Origin of the sequence: Flavimobilis rhizosphaerae (assembly GCF_014852685.1) — a bacterium.
GTDB classification, from domain to species: Bacteria; Actinomycetota; Actinomycetes; order Actinomycetales; family Cellulomonadaceae; genus Flavimobilis; species Flavimobilis rhizosphaerae.
Window position 1 is genome coordinate 603,235 of record NZ_JACZDF010000002.1, and the last position, 18,617, is coordinate 621,851.

Consider the following 18,617-nt stretch of genomic DNA (forward strand, 5'->3'; position numbering starts at 1 on the left):
CTACCCCTCGGTGTCGAGGAGCCTCGCGTCGTTCTCGCTCACCCGGCCGACGCGCGAGGAGACGGGGTGCCACACGAGCTCGGGTGCGTCGGAGAGTGCCAGGTCGAGCGCTTCGCGGCCGTCGGTCGAGGGGTCGAGCCAGCCGTCGAGCGTCGTGTCCGTGAGCATGACGGGCGTGCGGTCGTGGATGTCGGCGAGCTCGCCGGTGGCGGCGCGCGTGAGGATGGTGCATGTGACGAGCCACCGGGCCGGGTCGTCGTCGGGGAGGTCCTTGTCGCGCCAGAACTCGTAGAGCCCCGCGAGGGCGGCGACGGAGCCGTCGGCGGGGTGGATGTAGAACGGCTGCTTGGCGGGCCTCGGGCCGTCGTCGAGCTTGCGCCATTCGTAGTAGCCGTCGGCGGGCACGACGGCGCGGCGGGAGGCTACGGCGCGCTTGAAGGACGGCTTCTCGAGGACCGTCTCGGAGCGTGCGTTGAGGAGTCGGGCGCCGCCGCTCGGGTCGCGCGCCCACGACGGGACGAGGCCCCAGCGGGCGGTGCGCAGCTGGCGGACGGGAGGTGCGTCGGGGGTCTCGCGCGGGGCGCGTTCGACGATCATGCGGACGTCGTGGGTGGGGGCGACGTTCCACGATGCGCGCCACTCGCGGAGCTCGTCGTCGAGGGGCAGCGTCGGGTCGATCATGAAGGCGTCGAGGAGGTCCTGGGTCGCCCGGGCCGAGGCGAAGCGTCCGCACATGCGTCCACTGTGGCACGTGGCACGGACACCGACCGCGGAAACCGGTGTCTCGAAACGATATGATCTCGTGGTGACGACCCCGGCCCCTCCGCAGTACCGCCCCGGCCCCAAGTACGTCCTTCTCCTCGGTTCGCTCGCTGCCGTCCCCGCGATCACGACCGACATCTACCTCCCGTCCCTGCCGACCGTCGGCGCCGAGCTCGGCGCGACCGCGGCCGCCGCCCAGCTGACGATCTCCGGCATGCTCGTCGGCGGTGCCGTCGGACAGCTCGTTATCGGTCCGCTCTCGGACCGCTTCGGGCGACGCCTGCCCGTGCTCGTCGGGCTCCTCGGTCACGTGCTCACGTCGGTGCTGTGCATGATCGCGCCGAACATCACGGCGCTCATCGCGCTGCGCGTCCTCCAGGGCTTCTTCAACGCGGCTGCGTCCGTCGTCGCGATCGCGGTGATCCGCGACCGCTTTGTCGGGTCCGACGCCGCGCGTCTCCTCTCGCGGCTCATGCTCGTCATCGGTGTCGCGCCGCTCTTTGCACCCGCGGTGGGCGGCGCGATCGCGCACGCGTGGACGTGGCGCGGGGTCTTCGGCGTCCTCGCGGGGCTCGGCGTAGCGCTCGCGGTGCTCGTGTGGCGGTTCATGCCGGAGACGCTGCCGGCTGACCGCCGGCGGATCGCCGGCCCGCGGGGCGTCGCACGCGGCTATCTCGAGCTGCTGCGCGACCGGCGCTTCATGGCGCTCGCGCTCATCCCGGGCATGGCGCAGGCCGTCATCATGAGCTACGTCGTCGGCTCGACGTACGTGTTCCAGCGTGAGCACGGGCTCGACGCCAACCAGTTCGCGCTGCTCTTCGCGATCAACGGCGTCGCGCTCGTCGGGGGCGCGCAGGTCAACGCGCACCTCGTCAAGCGGCTCGCGCCGCTGCGGGTGCTCCGGGTTGCGATCGTCGTCCAGGCGGTCCTCGGGCTCACGCTCGTCGCGGTGACGGCGAGCGGGCTCGGCGGGCTCGCGCTCATGTGCGTCGTCCTCTGGTTGATGCTGTCGATGCAGGGGCTCGTGCCGGGCAACGCGAGCGTGCTCGCGCTCAACGACTACGGCCACATGGCGGGGACGGCCGCCGCGTTCCTCGGCGCGATGCAGGCTGCGCTTGGCGGCCTCGTCGCGCCGATCGTCGGCTTCACGGGCGGTACCGGGGTGTCGATGGTCGCCGTGATGACGGGGTCTGTCCTCGTCGGGTTCACGGTGCTCGCGGTCGCGACGCCCGCGTACCGGCGCGGGGGAGCGTGGGGCGCGCCCTGAGCGTCGCCGTCGCCGACGGCGTCGGGCCCGAGCGGCGCTGACGCCGCTCCTGAACGCGCCTGACGACGGGTCGTGGCGGCTGGCATGCTGGGCAGCATGCGCGTGACCGCCAAGACCGACTATGCCGTGCGTGGGTGCCTCGAGCTCGCCGCGCACCGGGCCGACGGCATGCTCAAGGCCGATCAGATCGCGGCTGCCCAGCAGATCCCGGGCGCGTTCATGCTCTCGATCCTCGGTGACCTGCGGGCCGCGGGGATCGTCGAGTCGCGCCGCGGGGCGGACGGAGGGTACCGGCTCGCGCTCGACCCGTCGGACGTCGCTCTCGCGGACGTCATCCGGGCGATCGACGGGCCGCTCGCGAGCATCGCGGGCGTGCAGCCGGAGGACGTCGACTACCGGGGTGCGTCGGTGCACCTGAGGGACGCGTGGGTCGCGCTGCGGGTCGCGATGCGCTCGGTGCTCGAGGCGACGACGCTGGCGGACGTGGTTGCGGGGGACCTGCCCGCGGTGGCGCGCGCGCTGCTGTCGCACGATGACGCGTACGTCACGCGTCCGTTGCCCGGCCGTGACGCCGAGGGGTGAGTCCGCCCGGGCGATGGGGTGAGAACACCCTGTTGTCCACAAGGCAAGACACAGTCTCACGGGTGATGTGCGCACTATTTTCGCAGGTCGGCGCGATGCTCGCCGTGTTCAGTCCTCCCTGTCCACAGTTGGGTGCGCTGAGCGTTATCCACATTCGGCGAGCGGAGTCCGAATCGTTCACCTAGTGTCGGCGAGGTTCTGACCGCCCGGCAAGGAGGTGCACGTGGACGCGGTGGCGATCCTCGAGTCCGAGGTGCGCGAGCTTGTGCGCACCCACGGAATCGACCCTGTCCGCGACCGTGCGGCTTTCGACGGCCTCCTCGACACGGCGCGCGAGAACTACGAGCGTCGGGCCGGTCGCGGCGACGTCCCGCCGCTCCTCGACCTCGCACGTGCCGAGCGAGCCGTCCGGGACGCGGTCGCCGGCCTCGGCCCCCTCCAGCGCTACCTCGATGACCCCGAGATCGAAGAGATCTGGGTGAACTCGCCCTCTCGCGTGTTCGTCGCGCGCGGCGGGACGGCCGAGCTTACGCCGACGATCCTCACCTCCGGCCAGGTCGCCGACCTCGTCGAGCGCATGCTCGAGCCCACCGGTCGGAGGATCGACGTCTCGAGCCCCTTCGTCGATGCTTCGCTCCCCGGCGGCGAGCGGCTCCACGTCGTCATCCCCGACGTCACACGCGAGTGGTCCCTCAACATCCGCAAGTTCGTCGCCCGCGCCCGCAGCCTCGACGATCTCGTCGCGCTCGGCACGCTCACCGCCCCCGCCGCACGCTTCCTCGACGCGTGCGTCCGCGCGGGCCTCAACGTCCTCGTCGCGGGAGCGACCCACGCCGGCAAGACGACGCTCGTCAACGCCCTCGGCGGATCGATCCCCGCCGACGAGCGCGTCATCGTCTGCGAGGAGGTCTTCGAGCTGCGGCTTCCCGGCCGCGACGTCGTCGGCATGCAGTGCCGCCAGCCGAGCCTCGAGGGGACGGGGGAGATCCCGCTGCGACGGCTCGTCAAGGAAGCGCTGCGCATGCGACCCGACCGGATCGTCGTCGGCGAGGTGCGCGAGGCCGAGGCGTTCGACCTGCTCGTCGCCCTCTCGTCCGGCATCCCCGGCATGTGCACCCTCCACGCCGGCTCGGCGCGCGAGGCGGTCGCGAAGATGTGCACGCTCCCGCTGCTCGCCGGAGAAAACGTCACGTCAAACTTCGTCGTGCCGTCCGTCGCGACGTCGCTCGACGTCGTCGTCCACCTCGCGCGGGACGCGCGCGGGGCACGGCGCGTCCGCGAGATCGCCCTCGTCACCGGGCGCGTCGAGAACGGCGTCGTCGAGCTCGCCGAGATCTACCGCACGGAGCGCGACGCGCTCGTCCGCGGCGCGGGGCACCCCGTGAGCACCGAGCCGTTCGCGCGCGTCGGCATCGACGTCGCGGCACTCCTCCGGGCGGGTGACTGACGTGGACGTCGTCGTCGGGCTCCTCCTGGGCTGCGGGCTCCTGCTCGTCTGGACCGCGAGCTGGGAGTCGGCCGGCCTGCGGAAGCGCCCGCGTGCGCTCGGCCGGCTCGCGGACGATCTCGCAGGCGCGGGTCTTCCAGGGACGAGCCCGGCGGGGCTCGTCGTACTGTCCGGTGTCCTCGGCGTGCTCGTCCTCGTCGGGGCGAGCGCCGCAACCGGTGCCGTGCCGCTCGGCGTGTGCTTCGGCCTCATCGCCGCGGGCGCGCCGACGACCGTCGTGCGGGCCCGGGCCGCCTCGCGAGCCAAGGCGATGCGTGAGGTCTGGCCCGAGGTCGTCGACCACCTCGTCTCGGGAGTGCGTGCCGGCCTTTCGCTGCCGGAGGCGCTCGCGCAGCTCGCACACCGTGGGCCCGCCGAGCTCAGGGGCCAGTTCGCGCGCTTCGCGGCCGACCATCGTGCGTCCGGACGGTTCGACGAGAGTCTCGACGATCTCAAGGCACGGCTCGCGGACCCGGTCGCCGACCGGCTCGTCGAGTCTCTCCGGATCACCCGGCAGGTCGGCGGGACCGACCTCGGGCGGCTCCTGCGAACCCTCGCGAGTTTCCTCCGTGAGGACAACCGGACGCGCGGCGAGCTCGAGGCCCGGCAGAGCTGGACCGTCGCCGGCGCACGGCTCGCGGTTGCTGCACCCTGGGTGACGCTCGCACTTCTCGCGACCCGCCCTGGGACCGCTGCGGCGTACGGCACCCCCGCAGGTGCCCTCGTCCTCGCGGTCGGGGGCCTCATGTGTCTCGTCGCGTACCGGGTGATGGTGAGGGTCGGGCGGCTCCCCGCCGACAGGAGGGTGCTCCGATGACGGGCGCCGACTCCCTCGGCGTGTGGGCCGGGCTCGCCCTCGGTCTTGGCCTCGTACTGCTCCACGCCCACGTGCGTGCGCGGCGCGTCACCTTCGAGCAGCGGCTCTCGCCGTACGTCCCACGTCCTGACCTCGGCACGGGTACCGACGAGGGCGCGCTGCCCCAGTTCAGGGGCTTCCTCGGCGGGATGCTCGGCGCGCCGCTGCGCCGCGCGACGCACGCCACGGTCCGCATCCTCGGTGGGAGCGACGAGCTCGCTCGTCGGTTGCGGCGCGCGGGGGACGCCCGGAGCGTCGAGCAGGTCCGTGCGAGCCAGGTGGTCGGGCTGTGCGTGGGGCTCGCTCTCGGGCTCGTCGTCGCCGTGCCGGCGGGAGCGGCGGGAGCGTTTCCCGTGCCGGTCGCGATCGTGCTCGTCCTCCTCCTCGGCCTGAGCGGCGCGATCCTGCCCGACGTCCGGCTCGGCACCGCGATCAAGCAGCGTGAGGAGGCGATGCTCCTCGAGTTTCCGACGATCGCCGAGGTCCTCGCCCTCGCCGTCGCCGCGGGGGAGAGTCCGCACGCCGCGCTCCAGCGCGTCGCCCGGATCGCCGACGGCGAGCTCGTCGGCGAGATGCGGCACGCTCTCGCCGACATCCACGCGGGCGCCAACCTCTCCGACGCCCTCGACCGGCTCGCCGACCGCACCGGGGTCCCGGCGCTCGGCCGCTTCGCGGAGGGCATCGCCGTCGCCGTCGAGCGAGGCACACCCGTCGCCGAGGTCCTCCGCGCCCAGGCGCAGGACGTCCGGGAGGACGGGCACCGTCGGCTCATGGAGATCGGCGGACGCAAGGAGGTCGCGATGCTCGTGCCCGTCGTCTTCCTCGTCCTGCCGATCACGATCTTCTTCGCCCTCTACCCGACCGCCGTCGTGCTCGTGAGCGGCCTCTGAGCACCCACCACCCGACCCCGTCATCCCTGCCCGACTCACCCCTCGACGCACGTCCCGACCACCGTCCCCGGAGGAACCCGCATGACCGCCACGTTCGATCCCCGCAACGTCACCCCGTCCGCAGCCGCGAGCACCGCCCCGAGCCAGTCGCTGGCCTCGGCGCGCCGACGCCCCCGACGCGTCTCCGTGGCGACCCGCGTGCACGCGCGGCTGCTCGCCGCGACGGAGAGCGGCTCCGACCGAGGTGACGTCCCCGGTTGGGTCCTCGTCACCGTCATGAGCGCTGGTGTCGTCCTCGCCGTGTGGGCCGCCGCGGAGCTCGTGCTGCCGCAGGTGTTCCGCGAGGCCGTGACGAGTGTCCGGCGCCCCTGACCGCATGCGTCCGCGACTCGTCCGGGAGGCGTCGTCCGACGAGGGCTCCGCGGTCGCAGAGTTCGTCATCGCCGGAGCGTTCGTCGTCCTCCTCCTGCTCTCCGTCGTCCAGCTGGCGCTCGCCCTGCACGTGCGCACCGTGGCGATCGACGCAGCCTCGGAGGGGGCGCGGCTCGGCGCGCGCTCGGGCATGACGCTCGACGACGCGCGTGAGCGTGCGCGCGACCTGCTCGCCGAGAGCCTCTCGACGGCGTATGCGCGGGACGTCGCGGCACGCACCGTCGTCCGCGACGGCGCGACGCTCGTCGAGGTGCGGGTCGACGCACCGCTGCCCGTCATCGCGCTGTTCGGCCCGCCGAGCCGGCTGAGCGTCACGGGGCACGCGCTTGTGGAGCCGTCGTGACGAAGCGCGCGGAGACGCCGTTCGTCGCTCAGCTGCGGGACGACACCGGTGGCGCGGCGGTCGAGCTCGTCGCCGCGGTCGTCCTGCTGCTCGTGCCGGTCATCTATCTCGTCGTGGCGATCTCGCAGGTCCAGGCCGCGGCGTTCGCGACCGAGGGTGCGGCTCGTGACGTCGTGCGGGCGTATGTCATCGCGGAGGACGACGCGGAGGCGGTGCGCCGCGCGGACGCCGTCGCCGCCCTCGCGCTCGGCGACCATGGGATCTCACCCGGTGATGCGTCGGTCGAGGTCTCGTGCTCGGTGAAACCCTGTCTCACCCCGGGAACCGAGGTCGGCGTCCTCGTCGTCGCCGATGTCGTCCTGCCGGGGACCGATGTTCTCGGCCTTCCCGGAGTCTCGGTGACCGTGTCAGCCGCGCACCGTGGCGCTGTCGAGACGTTGCGGGAGGTGCCATGACATCGGTCCGTGAGCGTGTGCGCGGGGACGACGGGCAGGTGCTCGTGCTCGTCATCGGTGTCGCCGTCGTCGCGATCGCGATCGCGGTGACGCTCGCCGCCGTGTCGGGGCTCCTGCTTGAGCGCAAGCGCCTCGTGTCGACGGCGGACAACGCCGCAGCGTTCGCGGCGGCGGACCTCAGCGCCGACGACGTCTACAGGGCGACGGACCCGGAGAACTCGGGAGCGCACGCGCTCACCGAGCGCGGTGTGCGGGCCTCGGTCGCTGCGCACCTTGCAGGGTCGGGCTTCACCGACGACCCGGTCGAGATCGTCGCGGTGACGACCGACGGGACGAGCGTCACGGTGACGCTGCGTCGCACCGTCCGGCCCTGGCTCGTCAGGACGTTCGCGGACGTGCTCGGTGACGACGGCATCGTCGTCGTCGGCACGGGTCGGGCGCGGCAGACGACCGGCGGCTGAGCTCGCCGGGGAGACGCCGCGACGACGTGCAGGACCTCCGATCCTCGGGGGCACCCGCCCGCGCGGGTAGTCTCCGAGCATGGGGAGCGGGGAACAGGGACGACGTCGAGCGCGCGCAGCGTGGGCCGTGGCAGTGTCTGCGGTCTTCGTGCTGCTCGCAGGGTGCGCCTCCGTCGACCAACCGGACGACGGCACCACGGCACCGGCAACCACCGCGCCAGTAACCACGGCGCCGGGCGCCGCGGCCACGTCGCAGGGGAGCGTGCCGACCGACGCGGACGCACCGACGAGCACGAGCGGCGTCAGGACGGGCGGCGAGAACCACGAGCCGGAGGCGCCGACGCCGACCGGAACCGCGAGCGACGACCCCACCGACAGCACGGACGTCCCGGGCGGCTCAGGCACCCCGGGCGGGGCGACGGACGACGACAATGGCCAGCCGGGCGACCCCGACGCCGCGACGACGAGCACCGGCGAGGCCACCGCGCTCGCCGCGCTGGCCGAGCTCAAGGTTAAGGGCCGCGCCCCAAGGACGGGCTACGACCGTGACGCCTTCAGGTACCGTGCCGTCGACCTCGACCGCAACGGCTGCGACGTGCGCAACGACATCCTGCGACGCGACCTCAGCGACGTCGTGCTCAAGGCCGGCACGCACGGCTGCGTCGTCGAGTCCGGCGTGCTCGCCGACCCGTACTCCGCGCTGCGCATCGACTTCACGCGCGGTTCGGCCACGTCGAACGACGTGCAGATCGACCACGTCGTCGCGCTGTCCGACGCGTGGCAGAAGGGCGCACAGCGCTGGAGCGCGGACACGCTCGCGAGCTTCGGCAACGACCCGCTCAACCTCCTCGCCGTCGACGGGCCCCTCAACCAGCAGAAGAGTGACGGTGACGCGGCGACGTGGCTCCCGCCCAACAAGCCGTTCCGCTGCCAGTACGTCGCACGCCAGATCGCCGTCAAGCACGCATACGGGCTGTGGGTGACGGCCGCTGAGAAGACGACGATGGAGCGCATCCTCGGCGCGTGCCCGGACGAGCCGCTGCCGACGGACGACTCTGTCGTCCGCGTCGTCGTCCTCGGGGACAGGCCCGACGACGCCCCGGAGCCCACGAAGAAGCCCACGGGCGAGGACGACCTCGACCCCGACTACGGCACATGCAAGGAAGCGATCCGCCACGGCGCCGGCCCCTACTACGCGGACCGCGACCCCGAGTACTACTACTACCGCGACGGTGACGGCGACGGCATCACGTGCGAGCGCCCGTAGGCTCGGGCCATGACCGAGACAGTTCTGCGCGCCACCGCCGTCCTGTGCGACATGGACGGCACCCTCATCGACTCGACCGCAGCTGTCGTCCGGGCATGGACGGAGTTCAGCGACGAGCACGACCTCGACATCGACGACGTGCTCGCGTACTGCCACGGCCGGCTCACGCACGCGACCGTCGACCACTTCCTGCCGCACCTGCCGGCCGCGGAACGTGACCGGCTCGCAGACGAGCTCCTCGCGGGCGAGGCGGACCGCCACGACGGCGTCGTCGAGGTTCCCGGCGCCGCGGCGTTCATGGCGCGCCTCGCCGAGCTCGGCGTCCCGGTCGCTCTCGTGACGAGCGCGCCGCGCGACCTCGCGCACGCGCGCATGGGCGTGAGCGGCGTCGAGGTCCCTGTCGTCACCGTGACGTCGGACGACGTCACGCACGGCAAGCCGCACCCCGAGCCGTACCTGCGCGGTGCCGAGCTGCTCGGCGTGCCGATCGAGCAGTGCCTCGTCCTCGAGGACGCCGACGCCGGCATTGTCGCGGGACTCACCGCGGGTGCGCGCGTGCTCGTCGTCGGCGAGCACTCATCTGCGACGACCGCGGGCCTGCCGCGCGCCCACGACCTCAGGGACGTCACCGTCCGGCGCGACGGCGACGAGGCCGTGCTGACGATCGGCGCGCGACGTTGACGCGCCGCGGCGACCAGTCGATGCCGGGACCCATACGGACAAGAATCCGCGCGGATGGCTGCTCCCAGCAGCCATCCGCGCGGAATCGTCGGAGGGTAGTGGGACGCTGACGGTTCCGGCCGGGTCGACGAACGCCGTCGAGGCGTAGGTCGGATCGGCGAGGGCCTGCTACGCGCAGCTGTCGCACACTCCGGTCGCCGGAAGCGTCATGAAGCACGTCGGACAGACAGGCGCCTCGCGCTCGGGAACGACAGGCTTGCGCGGCGCCGCCGCCTTGCGGGGTGCTGCAGCCTTCCGGGAAGCGACCGCCGAGCGCTGAGCACCCTCCGGCTCGGTCACCTCGAACCCGCGCTTGCGGAGGATCGCAGCGGCGCCAGATGCCCCGCCGTGGAACTCGTCGGACGTCGCGGCGCGTCCCGTCGCGTAGCGGTGCGCCACGCCGAGGATCGCCTTCGAGTCGTACGTCCGACCGTCATGGACGAGCGTGTAGCCCCGGGAAGGCATGAACCCGTAGACACCGAGGAAGTTCTCAGCCCCGCGATCGTCGTACTCGGCGATCGCTTGGAGGATGTGCTGCTGCGTCACGGAAGAGAAAGTCGCCACACCCCGAGCCTAGACGCCCCTGCCGGGCCGACCTGACCGCGATCGAGCGAGGTGCACGAGACGATCGTCACGCCGACGGCCCACGCACGAGTGGCCCGCCACGCATGGGCGTGACGGGCCGCTCGGGTGTGCCGGAGTCTCAGACCGTCGGGTCCGCGAGCCCGTCGAGGTACGCCATGTCCGTCGCGGAGATCTCGAAGTCGACGTCGGCATTCTCGACCATGCGCGAGGGCGTCGTCGTCTTGGGGAGCGCGACCGCGCCCTTCTGCAGGACGTACCGGATCGAGAGCTGCGCGACCGTGCGGCCGTAGCGCTCGGCGACGGCCGCGAGCTCCCGGCTGTCGAGCAGCGCGCCGGTAGCGAGCGGCGAGTACGCCTCGATGACGATCCCGCGGTCGGCGCAGAATGACGAGACGCCCGCCTGTGCGTGCCCCGGGAAGAACCGGATCTGGTTGGCGTGCGGAGTGACCTTCGCGGTGCCGAGGAGGGCCGTGAGGTGCTCGACCTCGAAGTTCGACACGCCGATCGCACGGACCTCGCCGTGCGCGTACGCCTCCTCCATGGCCCGCCACACCTCGGCGTTGCCCTCCGTGTGGTTGGAGCCGATCGCGTCCCACGGCCAGGGTGCGTGGATGAGCATGAGGTCGATGCGGCCGAGCTTGTCGAGCGAGAGGCGGATCGACTCGACGGCTTCGTCGTACGTCTTGAGCTGCGCCGGGATCTTCGTCGTCACGAAGATCTCCTCGCTCGGGATGCCGGAGTCGGCGATCGCGCGGGCGACCGACGCCTCGTTGCCGTAGGCGCGCGCCGTGTCGATGTGCCGGTAGCCGACGCGCAGCGCCTCGGCGACCGCGTCGTACGTCTCTGGGCCGTCCGGGACCTGCCATGTGCCGAGGCCGAGCGTGGGGATCTCCACGCCGTTGGCGAGGGTCGTCGTCGTCGTGAACGTGCTCACAATTTACTCCTCGGAGAGATCTGGATGGGCGGTCATGCCTTCGTCACGTCGAAGTTCGCGTTGAACACGTCGTCGGGGTCGACCTCGGCCTTGAGCGCCTTGAGGCGCGCAAGGGTCGTGGGCGGGAATGCCTCGCGCACGCGGGCGGGCGACTCGTCGGTCTCAAAGCTCGAGTACAGGCCCACGAAGTGCTTGCGCAACGGCGCCCACACGCGCTCGAGGCGCGTGCCGTCGACGCCCATCGCGCTCACGGCGAACGACGCGGAGCGGTGCGCGTACGCGGTCGCGTCCGGCGCGACGTCGGCGGCCGCGCCGCCGGTCGCGCGGATCTGGAAGAAGTAGACCTCGCCGGATGCGAGCATCTCGGCGGCCGCCGCCGCGAACGCGGGCGTCATCCGCTCGAGGAGGCCCGAGCGCGAGTGCGGCTCGCCGTCGGAGACGTGGCCCTCCTCGGGAGCGTTCGCGATGACCTGCGTGTACGTCGTAAGGCGCACGTCCTGGCCGTAGAGCGGCGAGATCGCCGCGATCGGCTGGAGCCGCTCGACGATTGTGTCCGGGTCGGACGAGTCGACCACCGTCATCGTCTGTACGACCTTCGGCTGGCCCGCGCGGGGCCGCCCCATGAGGAGGAAACTCGTCGTGTCGCGCGGCGCGTCCTGGACGTACGCGCCCCAACGGGCGAGGAAGTCCGCGGTGTCTTCCGCGTCCTGCGTGAGTGTGCCCCAGCCGAGCTCGCCGACCTCGCGCGCCTCGAGAACGAACGACGTGACGACACCGAGGTTCGCGCCCGCGCCGCGCACGCCCCAGAAGAGCTCGGTGTTCTGCTCGTCGTTCGCGACGACGACGGAGCCGTCGGCGAGCACCATTTCGACCTCGCGCACGTGATCGATCGTCAGGCCGTGCTCACGGCCGAGGAAGCCGATGCCGCCCGCGGTCGCGAGACCGCCGACACCCACGCCGCCGAAGTCGCCCGAGCTGATCGCCCAGCCGCGCGGCCCGATCTCGCGTGCGACGTCCATCCAGCGGGCGCCCGGCTGCACCCGCACGAGACGGGCAGCGTCGTCGACGACCTCGACCTTCCGCATCTTGCCGAGGTCGAGGACGATGCCACCCGCGTTCGTCGAACGGCCAGAGATCCCGTGGCCGCCCGAGCGGACGCCGAGCGGCAGGTGCGGCTGACGGCGCGCGAACGCGAGGGCCTCGACGACCTCGGACGTCGAGCCCGGGCGCAGGACGATGCCCGGCGAGCCCCCGCGCATGTAGCCGCCGCGCGCACGGTGGTAGTCGCGGTCGCCCGGCTCGACGGCCGTCTCGGCGAGCGACGCGGGAACACCGTCGTAGTCGACCTCGGGCGCACGGAGCTCGAGCGCCTTACGGGAACGCACGCGCACGCCGCGCGAACCGCCCTCGACCGCGGCGTCGACGCGCTCGCGGAGCGCGGGCACGACTTCCTGCGCGAACTGCGTCATGACGGCCGGCTCGTCCGTGCCGAGGATCACCGTGCCGAGGCCGTGCTCGACGACAAGAGGTAGCAGGTCCTCGACCCAGGTCTCGGCCGGACCCTGGAGGAATCCGGTGCGGACGGGGGAGAAACGGCCGTTGATGTTGAGCATGCGGCGCACCTCGCGCGGGTCGCGGCCCGCGGCCTCGGCGGCCGCGTCGATCGTCGCGTTGCCCTCGACGAACGCGCGCACCCCCGTGCCCCCGTCCATCTGCGCGAGGTACGCCAGCGACGGCAGCCAGCCGTCGGCCTGCGTGCCGACGAGCCGCAGCATGCGCGGCTTGAGGGCGCCGACGATGATGGGGATCTCGCGCGACGGCGACGGACCGCGCTTGGCGCCGTCGACGTGGTGGAACTCGCCGGCCACGCGCAGGGGGCTCTTCTCGTGCTCGTCCCAGACGCCCCGGATGATCTCGATGGCCTCGCCGAGCGCCGTGACGCCCTGGCCAGGAGTGAGGCGCTCGGCGCCCATCGCGACCATCGCGTCCCAGAACGCGCCCGCGCCGAGACCGAGGTCGACGCGGCCGCCCGAGAGCAGGTCGAGGCTCGCGACCGAGCGTGCGAGGACCGCGGGCTGGCGCAGCGGGACGTTGAGGACGTTGCCCATGACGCGGATGCGGTCCGTCTGCGCGGCGACCCACGACAGGAGGGTCCACGTGTCGAGGAACGCAGGCTGGTACGGGTGGTCCTGGAAGGTCGCGAGGTCGTAGCCGAGCTCCTCGGCGAGCTTCGCGATCGTGACGGGGTTCTGGGCCGGGCGCGCCACCGGGGTGACGAACACCCCGGTCTCGAGCCGGTGTCCGTAGTGCACGTCGCGTCCCTCCGTCGTCGTCACGGCACTGCGCCGCGTCCTCCTCTCCCAATGCTCGTCCCGTCGTGGGCATTCCCGGCACCACCGGGTGGTGACGCCGGGCACGTCCCTGCCGTCCCGGTGGCAGCCTCCGTCGCCACGTCGTCGCCCTGGGCGCTGCAGCGGACGACGACGACCGGTGGGCGGGCGACCGCGGATCTGCGCGGCGGCCGCGCGCGGGTCGCGTACTCTTGGGGATCGTGGCCATCATCGACTTCCCTGCAGAGATCACCGCGCTGAGGACGACTCTCGCGACCATCGCGGCCGTGAGCGACCCGACCGCGCTGCGCGCGAAGATCGCGAGCCTCACGGAGCAGGCGGCCGCGCCGGACCTCTGGGACGACCCGGAGGCCGCGCAGAAGGTCACGCAGGCGCTCTCGCAGGCGCAGTCCGAGCTCGACCGCGTCGCCGGCATGGGCTCGCGCATCGACGACCTCGAGGTCCTCGTCGAGATGGCTGTCGAGGGCGACGACGCGGAGACGCTCGAGGAGGCCGAGGCCGAGCTCGCGGCGATCCGCAAGGACATCGACCAGCTCGAGATCCGGACGCTCCTCGCGGGCGAGTACGACGAGCGTGAGGCCGTCATCACGATCCGTGCGGGCGCCGGTGGCGTCGACGCCGCGGACTTCGCCGAGATGCTCATGCGCATGTACCTGCGCTGGGCCGAGCGCCACGGCTACGCGACCGCGGTCCTCGACACGTCCTACGCCGAGGAGGCGGGCCTCAAGTCCGCGACCTTCGAGGTCAAGGCGCCCTACGCGTTCGGCCACCTCTCGGTCGAGGCCGGCACGCACCGCCTCGTGCGCATCTCGCCCTTCGACAACCAGGGCCGCCGCCAGACGTCGTTCGCGGCCGTCGAGGTCGTCCCGCTCATCGAGCAGACCGACTCCATCGAGATCCCCGAGTCCGAGATCAAGGTCGACGTCTTCCGCTCCTCGGGCCCCGGCGGCCAGTCCGTCAACACGACGGACTCCGCCGTCCGCATGACGCACATCCCGACCGGCATCGTCGTGTCGATGCAGAACGAGAAGTCGCAGATCCAGAACCGCGCCGCGGCCCTCCGCGTCCTGCAGTCCCGTCTGCTCCTCGAGCGTCAGGCCGAGGAGAAGGCGAAGAAGAAGGAGCTCGCGGGAGACATCAAGGCGTCCTGGGGCGACCAGATGCGCTCCTACGTCCTCCAGCCGTACCAGATGGTCAAGGACCTCCGCACCAACCACGAGGTCGGCAACACCGCCGCTGTCTTCGACGGCGACATCGACGACTTCATGGCGGCCGGCATCCGCTGGCGCCGCAACCTCCAGCTCGAGGCCGAGCAGGGCTGACGCAGCCCGCACCGCCTGCCGTGACGGCCGCGCCCCGCTGGGCCGCGGCCGTCCGCGTTCCGTGAGCCTGTGAGGTCCCTGGACGCCACGCGCGGCGTGTCCCGCGCGGATCGACGCCGGCGCGTGCCTAGTCTCGAGAAGGCCTCGCTGCCGCACGATCCCGTCGTGCCCGCTCGCGGCCGACCGCCCGACCCGACCGAACGGAACGTGCAGCACCCGTGATCAGCCTCGACAACGTCAGCAAGGTCTACGCGCGCGGCGCGCGGCCCGCGCTCGACTCCGTGTCCCTCGAGATCGAGCGTGGCGAGTTCGTGTTCGTCGTCGGCGCCTCCGGCTCCGGCAAGTCGACGTTCCTTCGGCTCGTCCTGCGTGAGGAGCGCCCGACGTCCGGAACCGTCACCGTCGCCGGCAAGGACCTTTCGACCCTCTCGAGCTGGAAGGTGCCCGCGCTGCGCCGCCAGATCGGTGCTGTCTTCCAGGACTTCCGGCTCCTGCCCAACAAGACGGTCTTCGAGAACGTCGCGTTCGCGCTCCAGGTCATCGGCAAGCCCAAGCACCACATCATGACCGTCGTGCCCGACGTCCTCGAGATGGTCGGCCTCGAGGGCAAGGAGAAGCGGCGCCCGCACGAGCTCTCGGGTGGTGAGCAGCAGCGCGTCGCGATCGCGCGCGCGTTCGTCAACCGGCCGCCGATCCTCCTGTGCGACGAGCCCACGGGCAACCTCGACCCGACGACCTCCCTGGGGATCATGCGACTGCTCGACCGCATCAACCGCACCGGCACGACCGTCGTCATGGCGACGCACGACGACGAGATCGTCGACCAGATGCGCAAGCGCGTCCTCGAGCTCGCCACCGGCGAGCTCGTGCGCGACCAGCGCCGTGGCGTCTACGGCTCGCAGCGCTGAGGGGGCTGACATGAGACTTCAGTTCATCCTGTCCGAGATCGGCATCGGCCTGCGCCGCAACCTGTCCATGACGGTCGCCGTCATCCTCGTGACGTTCATCTCGCTCACCTTCGTCGGCGCCGCGGGTCTCTTGCAGATCCAGGTCGGCAAGCTCAAGGACGACTGGTACGGCAAGGTCGAGGTCTCAGTCTTCCTGTGCCCGGCCGGATCCCCGAACGTCCAGTGCGCCGACGGCGAGGCGACGCCCGAGCAGATCGACGCGATCTGGGCGCTCCTTGACTCGCCCGAGCTTGCGCCTGAGATCCAGAAGCCCTACTTCGAGACGAAGGAAGAGGCGTTCCGCTCCTTCCAGGAGTACTTCGAGGGACAGGACTGGGCGCAGGCCATCACGGTCGATGACATGCAGGCGTCGTTCCGGATCAAGCTCAAGGACCCGGAGCGCTACGAGATCGTCGCCGACGTCCTCTCCGGTCGTCCGGGCGTCGAGTCGGTCGAGGACCAGCGGAAGATCTTCGACTCCCTCTTCCTCGTCCTCAACCGGGCGTCGGTCATGACGGTGGGGCTTGCGGCGCTCATGCTCGTCGCCGCGACGCTCCTCATCACCGTGACGATCCGGCTCTCGGCGCTGTCCCGCTCGCGCGAGACCGGCATCATGCGGCTCGTCGGTGCGTCGAACCTCTTCATCCAGCTGCCGTTCATGCTCGAGGGGGCGATCGCGGCAGGCATCGGCGCGCTCCTCGCGGGCGGTGGTTTGTGGCTCGGCGTCAAGTACCTTGTCACCGACTGGCTCGCCGGGCAGGTCGACTGGGTGCCGCTCGTCGGGCAGTCCGACGTCCTCCTCATCGCCCCGCTCCTGCTCGCGATCGCGGTCGTCCTCGCGCTCGTCGCGTCCGTCGTCACCCTTCGCCGGTACATGAAGGTATGACCATGCTGCGCCGTCTCCTCGCCGTCCTCCTGTCCGTCGTGCTCGTCGGGCTCGTCGCTCCGCCCGCGGGCGCCGACACGCTCGACGACCTCGCGAAGCGGCAGGCTGCCGCGGAGAAGCGCAAGGCCGCGGCGGACGACACGATCGAGTCGCTCGAGCACGACCTCGAGGACACCGATCAGGAGATGGCCGACGCGTACGTGCGGCTCACGAAGGTGCGGGCCGACCTCGACGTCGCCCAGGCAGCGCTCGACGTCGCCGAGGCCGAGCTGACGTCCGCGGAGACCGCCGCCAAGAAGCTCGCGGACCGGCTCGCCGACGCGCAGAGCGAGGAGGCCGCGCTCGTCACGAAGATCGAGGAGCAGGTCGAGCTCAACAGGTCGACGAAGTCGTCGATCGCCGAGCTGGCTCGTCGCGCCTACCGCGGCGAGGGCGCTCCCGACTCGATGAGCCTCGTCGTCGGCGCCGAGTCGGCGACCGACTTCGTCAACAGGTTCTCGCTGTCGCAGACGGCGCTCCGCGTCCAGACGAACACCCTCACCGACCTTCAGGAGTCCGAGGCGACGGCACGCAACTCCCAGGTGCGGCTCGAGGCCGTGCGGGAGACGGTTGCCGACCTCAAGACGGAAGCAGACGCGGCTGTCGTCGTCGCCGAGAAGGCGCGCGCAACCGCGTCGAGCAAGCGCGCCGCCGTCGCGGACCTTCTCTCGAAGGAGAAGGCTGACCTCGCGGTCATCGAGAAGCGCAAGCAGGCGCAGCTCGACGCGAAGGACAAGGCCGAGCAGGCGTCCAGCGCCCTCGCGAACGACATCCAGGACATCATCGGCCTCACGAAGAAGGAGAAGGACCGGATCCGCAAGGAGAAGGCGGCCGCGCGGAAGAAGGCCGAGGAGGAGGCGAGGAAGAAGGCCGAGAAGGACAAGGCCGACGGCAAGCCGAGCACGCCCTCACCGCCGACGTCGGACCCGAAGCCTCCTGCGGGCAAGGGCTTCTTCGCGTACCCGACGAAGGTCCCGCACATCACGTCGAGCTACGGCTACCGGCTCCACCCCGTCCTCGGCTACGTGCGCCTCCATGCCGGCACCGACTTCCGTGCTTACTGCGGCACGCCGATCTACGCCGCGGCCGCGGGCAAGGTCGTGTGGGCGCAGTACCGCGGCGGCTTCGGCAACCAGGTGCTCATCAACCACGGCGAGGTCGGCGGCAGGAACCTCATGTCGAGCTACAACCACTTCTCACGCTTCGCGGTGTCGAGCGGCGAGCGAGTCTCCAAGGGACAGATCGTCGGCTACTCGGGGAACACCGGCACGAGCACGGCCTGCCACCTCCACTTCGAGGTGTACGTCGACGGGCAGACCGTCGACCCCATGTCGATGCTCTGAGCCGCACCGCTGCAGCCACCCCGGAGGAGTCAGGGTGGACGCCCGGTAAAGCGGTCGTCCCGGGGCGCTGCCCACCGGTATCGTGAGGGGGTCCCCACCACCCGAGGGGCAGCCGCGCGCCGCGGGCGCGCGCAGACGGAGAGGAGGGGTGATGGCCAAGGGCAAGGTGTTCCAGATCCCCGACGGCTCCAAGCAGAAGCGTCCCGCCGCGGGCCGCGTGCCGACGCGGCAGCTCGTCGCGAGCAACAAGAAGGCGCGGCACGACTACACGATCGAGGACGTCTACGAGGCCGGCATCGTCCTCACGGGCACCGAGGTCAAGGCACTGCGCGCGGGACGCGCTTCGCTCGTCGACGCGTTCGTGCTCATCGACCGGGGCGAGGCGTGGCTCGAGCGCGCGCACATCTCCGAGTACGCCCAGGGCACGTGGACTAACCACGCGCCGCGCCGCAAGCGCAAGCTGCTGCTCCACAAGAAGGAGATCGTGCGGCTCGCGAACGACGCCGACGCCAAGGGCACGACGATCGTCCCATTGCAGATCTACTTCCTCGACGGCCGCGCCAAGGTCGAGATCGCGCTCGCGCGCGGCAAGAAGGAGTACGACAAGCGTCAGACGCTCCGTGAGCGGCAGGACAACCTCGAGGCGCACCGCGCGATGCGGCGCCGCGAACTCACCTGACGCCACCGGC

General features: G+C 71.6%; 20 protein-coding genes. 16 read left to right on the forward strand and 4 right to left on the reverse strand.

The features are described from left to right. Positions 1–735 (reverse strand): SOS response-associated peptidase, encoded by a 735-nt coding sequence (locus tag IGS67_RS05995; protein WP_192278790.1) that lies wholly within the window; start codon positions 733–735, stop codon positions 1–3. A 70-nt stretch (positions 736–805) separates the two neighbouring features. Here IGS67_RS05995 and IGS67_RS06000 point away from each other — a divergent pair, with 70 nt between their 5' ends. The 11 genes from IGS67_RS06000 to IGS67_RS06050 all read left to right on the forward strand — a co-directional run bounded on the left by IGS67_RS06000 (position 806) and on the right by IGS67_RS06050 (position 9,482). Next, entirely contained in the window at positions 806–2,029 is a 1,224-nt protein-coding gene (locus tag IGS67_RS06000) for a multidrug effflux MFS transporter (protein WP_328741767.1), read from the forward strand. 96 nt (positions 2,030–2,125) lie between these two features. After that, positions 2,126–2,611, forward strand: coding sequence for an RrF2 family transcriptional regulator (locus IGS67_RS06005; RefSeq protein ID WP_192278794.1), 486 nt, complete (start codon positions 2,126–2,128; stop codon positions 2,609–2,611). A gap of 223 nt (positions 2,612–2,834) precedes the next feature. Continuing rightward, positions 2,835–4,058, forward strand: coding sequence for a CpaF family protein (locus IGS67_RS06010; RefSeq protein WP_192278795.1), 1,224 nt, complete (start codon positions 2,835–2,837; stop codon positions 4,056–4,058). Position 4,059: 1 nt separating this feature from the next. Then, complete coding sequence (locus tag IGS67_RS06015) at positions 4,060–4,914, forward strand: type II secretion system F family protein (protein WP_192278924.1); 855 nt, start codon at positions 4,060–4,062, stop codon at positions 4,912–4,914. Further along, a complete protein-coding gene (locus IGS67_RS06020) occupies positions 4,911–5,843 on the forward strand; it encodes a type II secretion system F family protein (protein ID WP_192278796.1) in 933 nt (310 codons plus the stop codon). Before IGS67_RS06015 ends, IGS67_RS06020 begins: the two co-directional genes overlap by 4 nt. Before the next feature lie 81 nt (positions 5,844–5,924). After that, on the forward strand, positions 5,925–6,215 hold the full coding sequence (locus IGS67_RS13645) for a hypothetical protein (RefSeq protein WP_210767130.1): 291 nt from the start codon (positions 5,925–5,927) through the stop codon (positions 6,213–6,215). Between the two features lie 4 nt (positions 6,216–6,219). Beyond that, complete coding sequence (locus IGS67_RS06030) at positions 6,220–6,618, forward strand: TadE/TadG family type IV pilus assembly protein (protein ID WP_192278797.1); 399 nt, start codon at positions 6,220–6,222, stop codon at positions 6,616–6,618. Continuing rightward, positions 6,615–7,073 (forward strand): pilus assembly protein, encoded by a 459-nt coding sequence (locus IGS67_RS06035; protein WP_192278798.1) that lies wholly within the window; start codon positions 6,615–6,617, stop codon positions 7,071–7,073. The genes IGS67_RS06030 and IGS67_RS06035 overlap by 4 nt, the downstream gene beginning before the upstream one ends. Continuing rightward, a complete protein-coding gene (locus IGS67_RS06040; RefSeq protein ID WP_192278799.1) occupies positions 7,070–7,534 on the forward strand; it encodes a hypothetical protein in 465 nt (154 codons plus the stop codon). The genes IGS67_RS06035 and IGS67_RS06040 overlap by 4 nt, the downstream gene beginning before the upstream one ends. A 262-nt stretch (positions 7,535–7,796) precedes the next feature. Next, the gene (locus tag IGS67_RS06045; RefSeq protein WP_328741776.1) at positions 7,797–8,801 is read left to right on the forward strand and encodes a GmrSD restriction endonuclease domain-containing protein; all 1,005 of its coding nucleotides are present in this window, start codon (positions 7,797–7,799) and stop codon (positions 8,799–8,801) included. A gap of 9 nt (positions 8,802–8,810) precedes the next feature. After that, complete coding sequence (locus tag IGS67_RS06050; protein ID WP_192278801.1) at positions 8,811–9,482, forward strand: HAD-IA family hydrolase; 672 nt, start codon at positions 8,811–8,813, stop codon at positions 9,480–9,482. A gap of 168 nt (positions 9,483–9,650) precedes the next feature. Here the strand turns inward: IGS67_RS06050 and IGS67_RS06055 are convergent, their stop codons facing one another. The 3 genes from IGS67_RS06055 to IGS67_RS06065 form a co-directional block, all read right to left on the reverse strand. Continuing rightward, positions 9,651–10,085, reverse strand: coding sequence for a hypothetical protein (locus IGS67_RS06055; RefSeq protein WP_192278803.1), 435 nt, complete (start codon positions 10,083–10,085; stop codon positions 9,651–9,653). A gap of 139 nt (positions 10,086–10,224) precedes the next feature. Continuing rightward, positions 10,225–11,040 (reverse strand): aldo/keto reductase, encoded by an 816-nt coding sequence (locus IGS67_RS06060; protein WP_192278805.1) that lies wholly within the window; start codon positions 11,038–11,040, stop codon positions 10,225–10,227. Positions 11,041–11,072: 32 nt separating this feature from the next. Then, positions 11,073–13,376 (reverse strand): LLM class flavin-dependent oxidoreductase, encoded by a 2,304-nt coding sequence (locus tag IGS67_RS06065; RefSeq protein ID WP_328741782.1) that lies wholly within the window; start codon positions 13,374–13,376, stop codon positions 11,073–11,075. 215 nt (positions 13,377–13,591) lie between these two features. Here IGS67_RS06065 and prfB point away from each other — a divergent pair, with 215 nt between their 5' ends. From prfB to smpB, 5 genes are all read left to right on the forward strand, one after another. Beyond that, positions 13,592–14,713, forward strand: a complete 1,122-nt coding sequence (prfB, locus tag IGS67_RS06070) for a peptide chain release factor 2 (RefSeq protein ID WP_192278807.1) — start codon at positions 13,592–13,594, stop codon at positions 14,711–14,713. A 218-nt stretch (positions 14,714–14,931) separates the two neighbouring features. Further along, positions 14,932–15,621, forward strand: a complete 690-nt coding sequence (ftsE, locus tag IGS67_RS06075) for a cell division ATP-binding protein FtsE (RefSeq protein WP_192278809.1) — start codon at positions 14,932–14,934, stop codon at positions 15,619–15,621. Positions 15,622–15,631: 10 nt separating this feature from the next. Further along, positions 15,632–16,546, forward strand: coding sequence for a permease-like cell division protein FtsX (gene ftsX / locus IGS67_RS06080; RefSeq protein WP_192278811.1), 915 nt, complete (start codon positions 15,632–15,634; stop codon positions 16,544–16,546). A gap of 2 nt (positions 16,547–16,548) precedes the next feature. Continuing rightward, positions 16,549–17,928, forward strand: coding sequence for a M23 family metallopeptidase (locus IGS67_RS06085; protein ID WP_192278813.1), 1,380 nt, complete (start codon positions 16,549–16,551; stop codon positions 17,926–17,928). Positions 17,929–18,079: 151 nt separating this feature from the next. After that, positions 18,080–18,607, forward strand: a complete 528-nt coding sequence (gene smpB, locus IGS67_RS06090) for an SsrA-binding protein SmpB (protein ID WP_210767073.1) — start codon at positions 18,080–18,082, stop codon at positions 18,605–18,607. Positions 18,608–18,617: the final 10 nt, after the last annotated feature.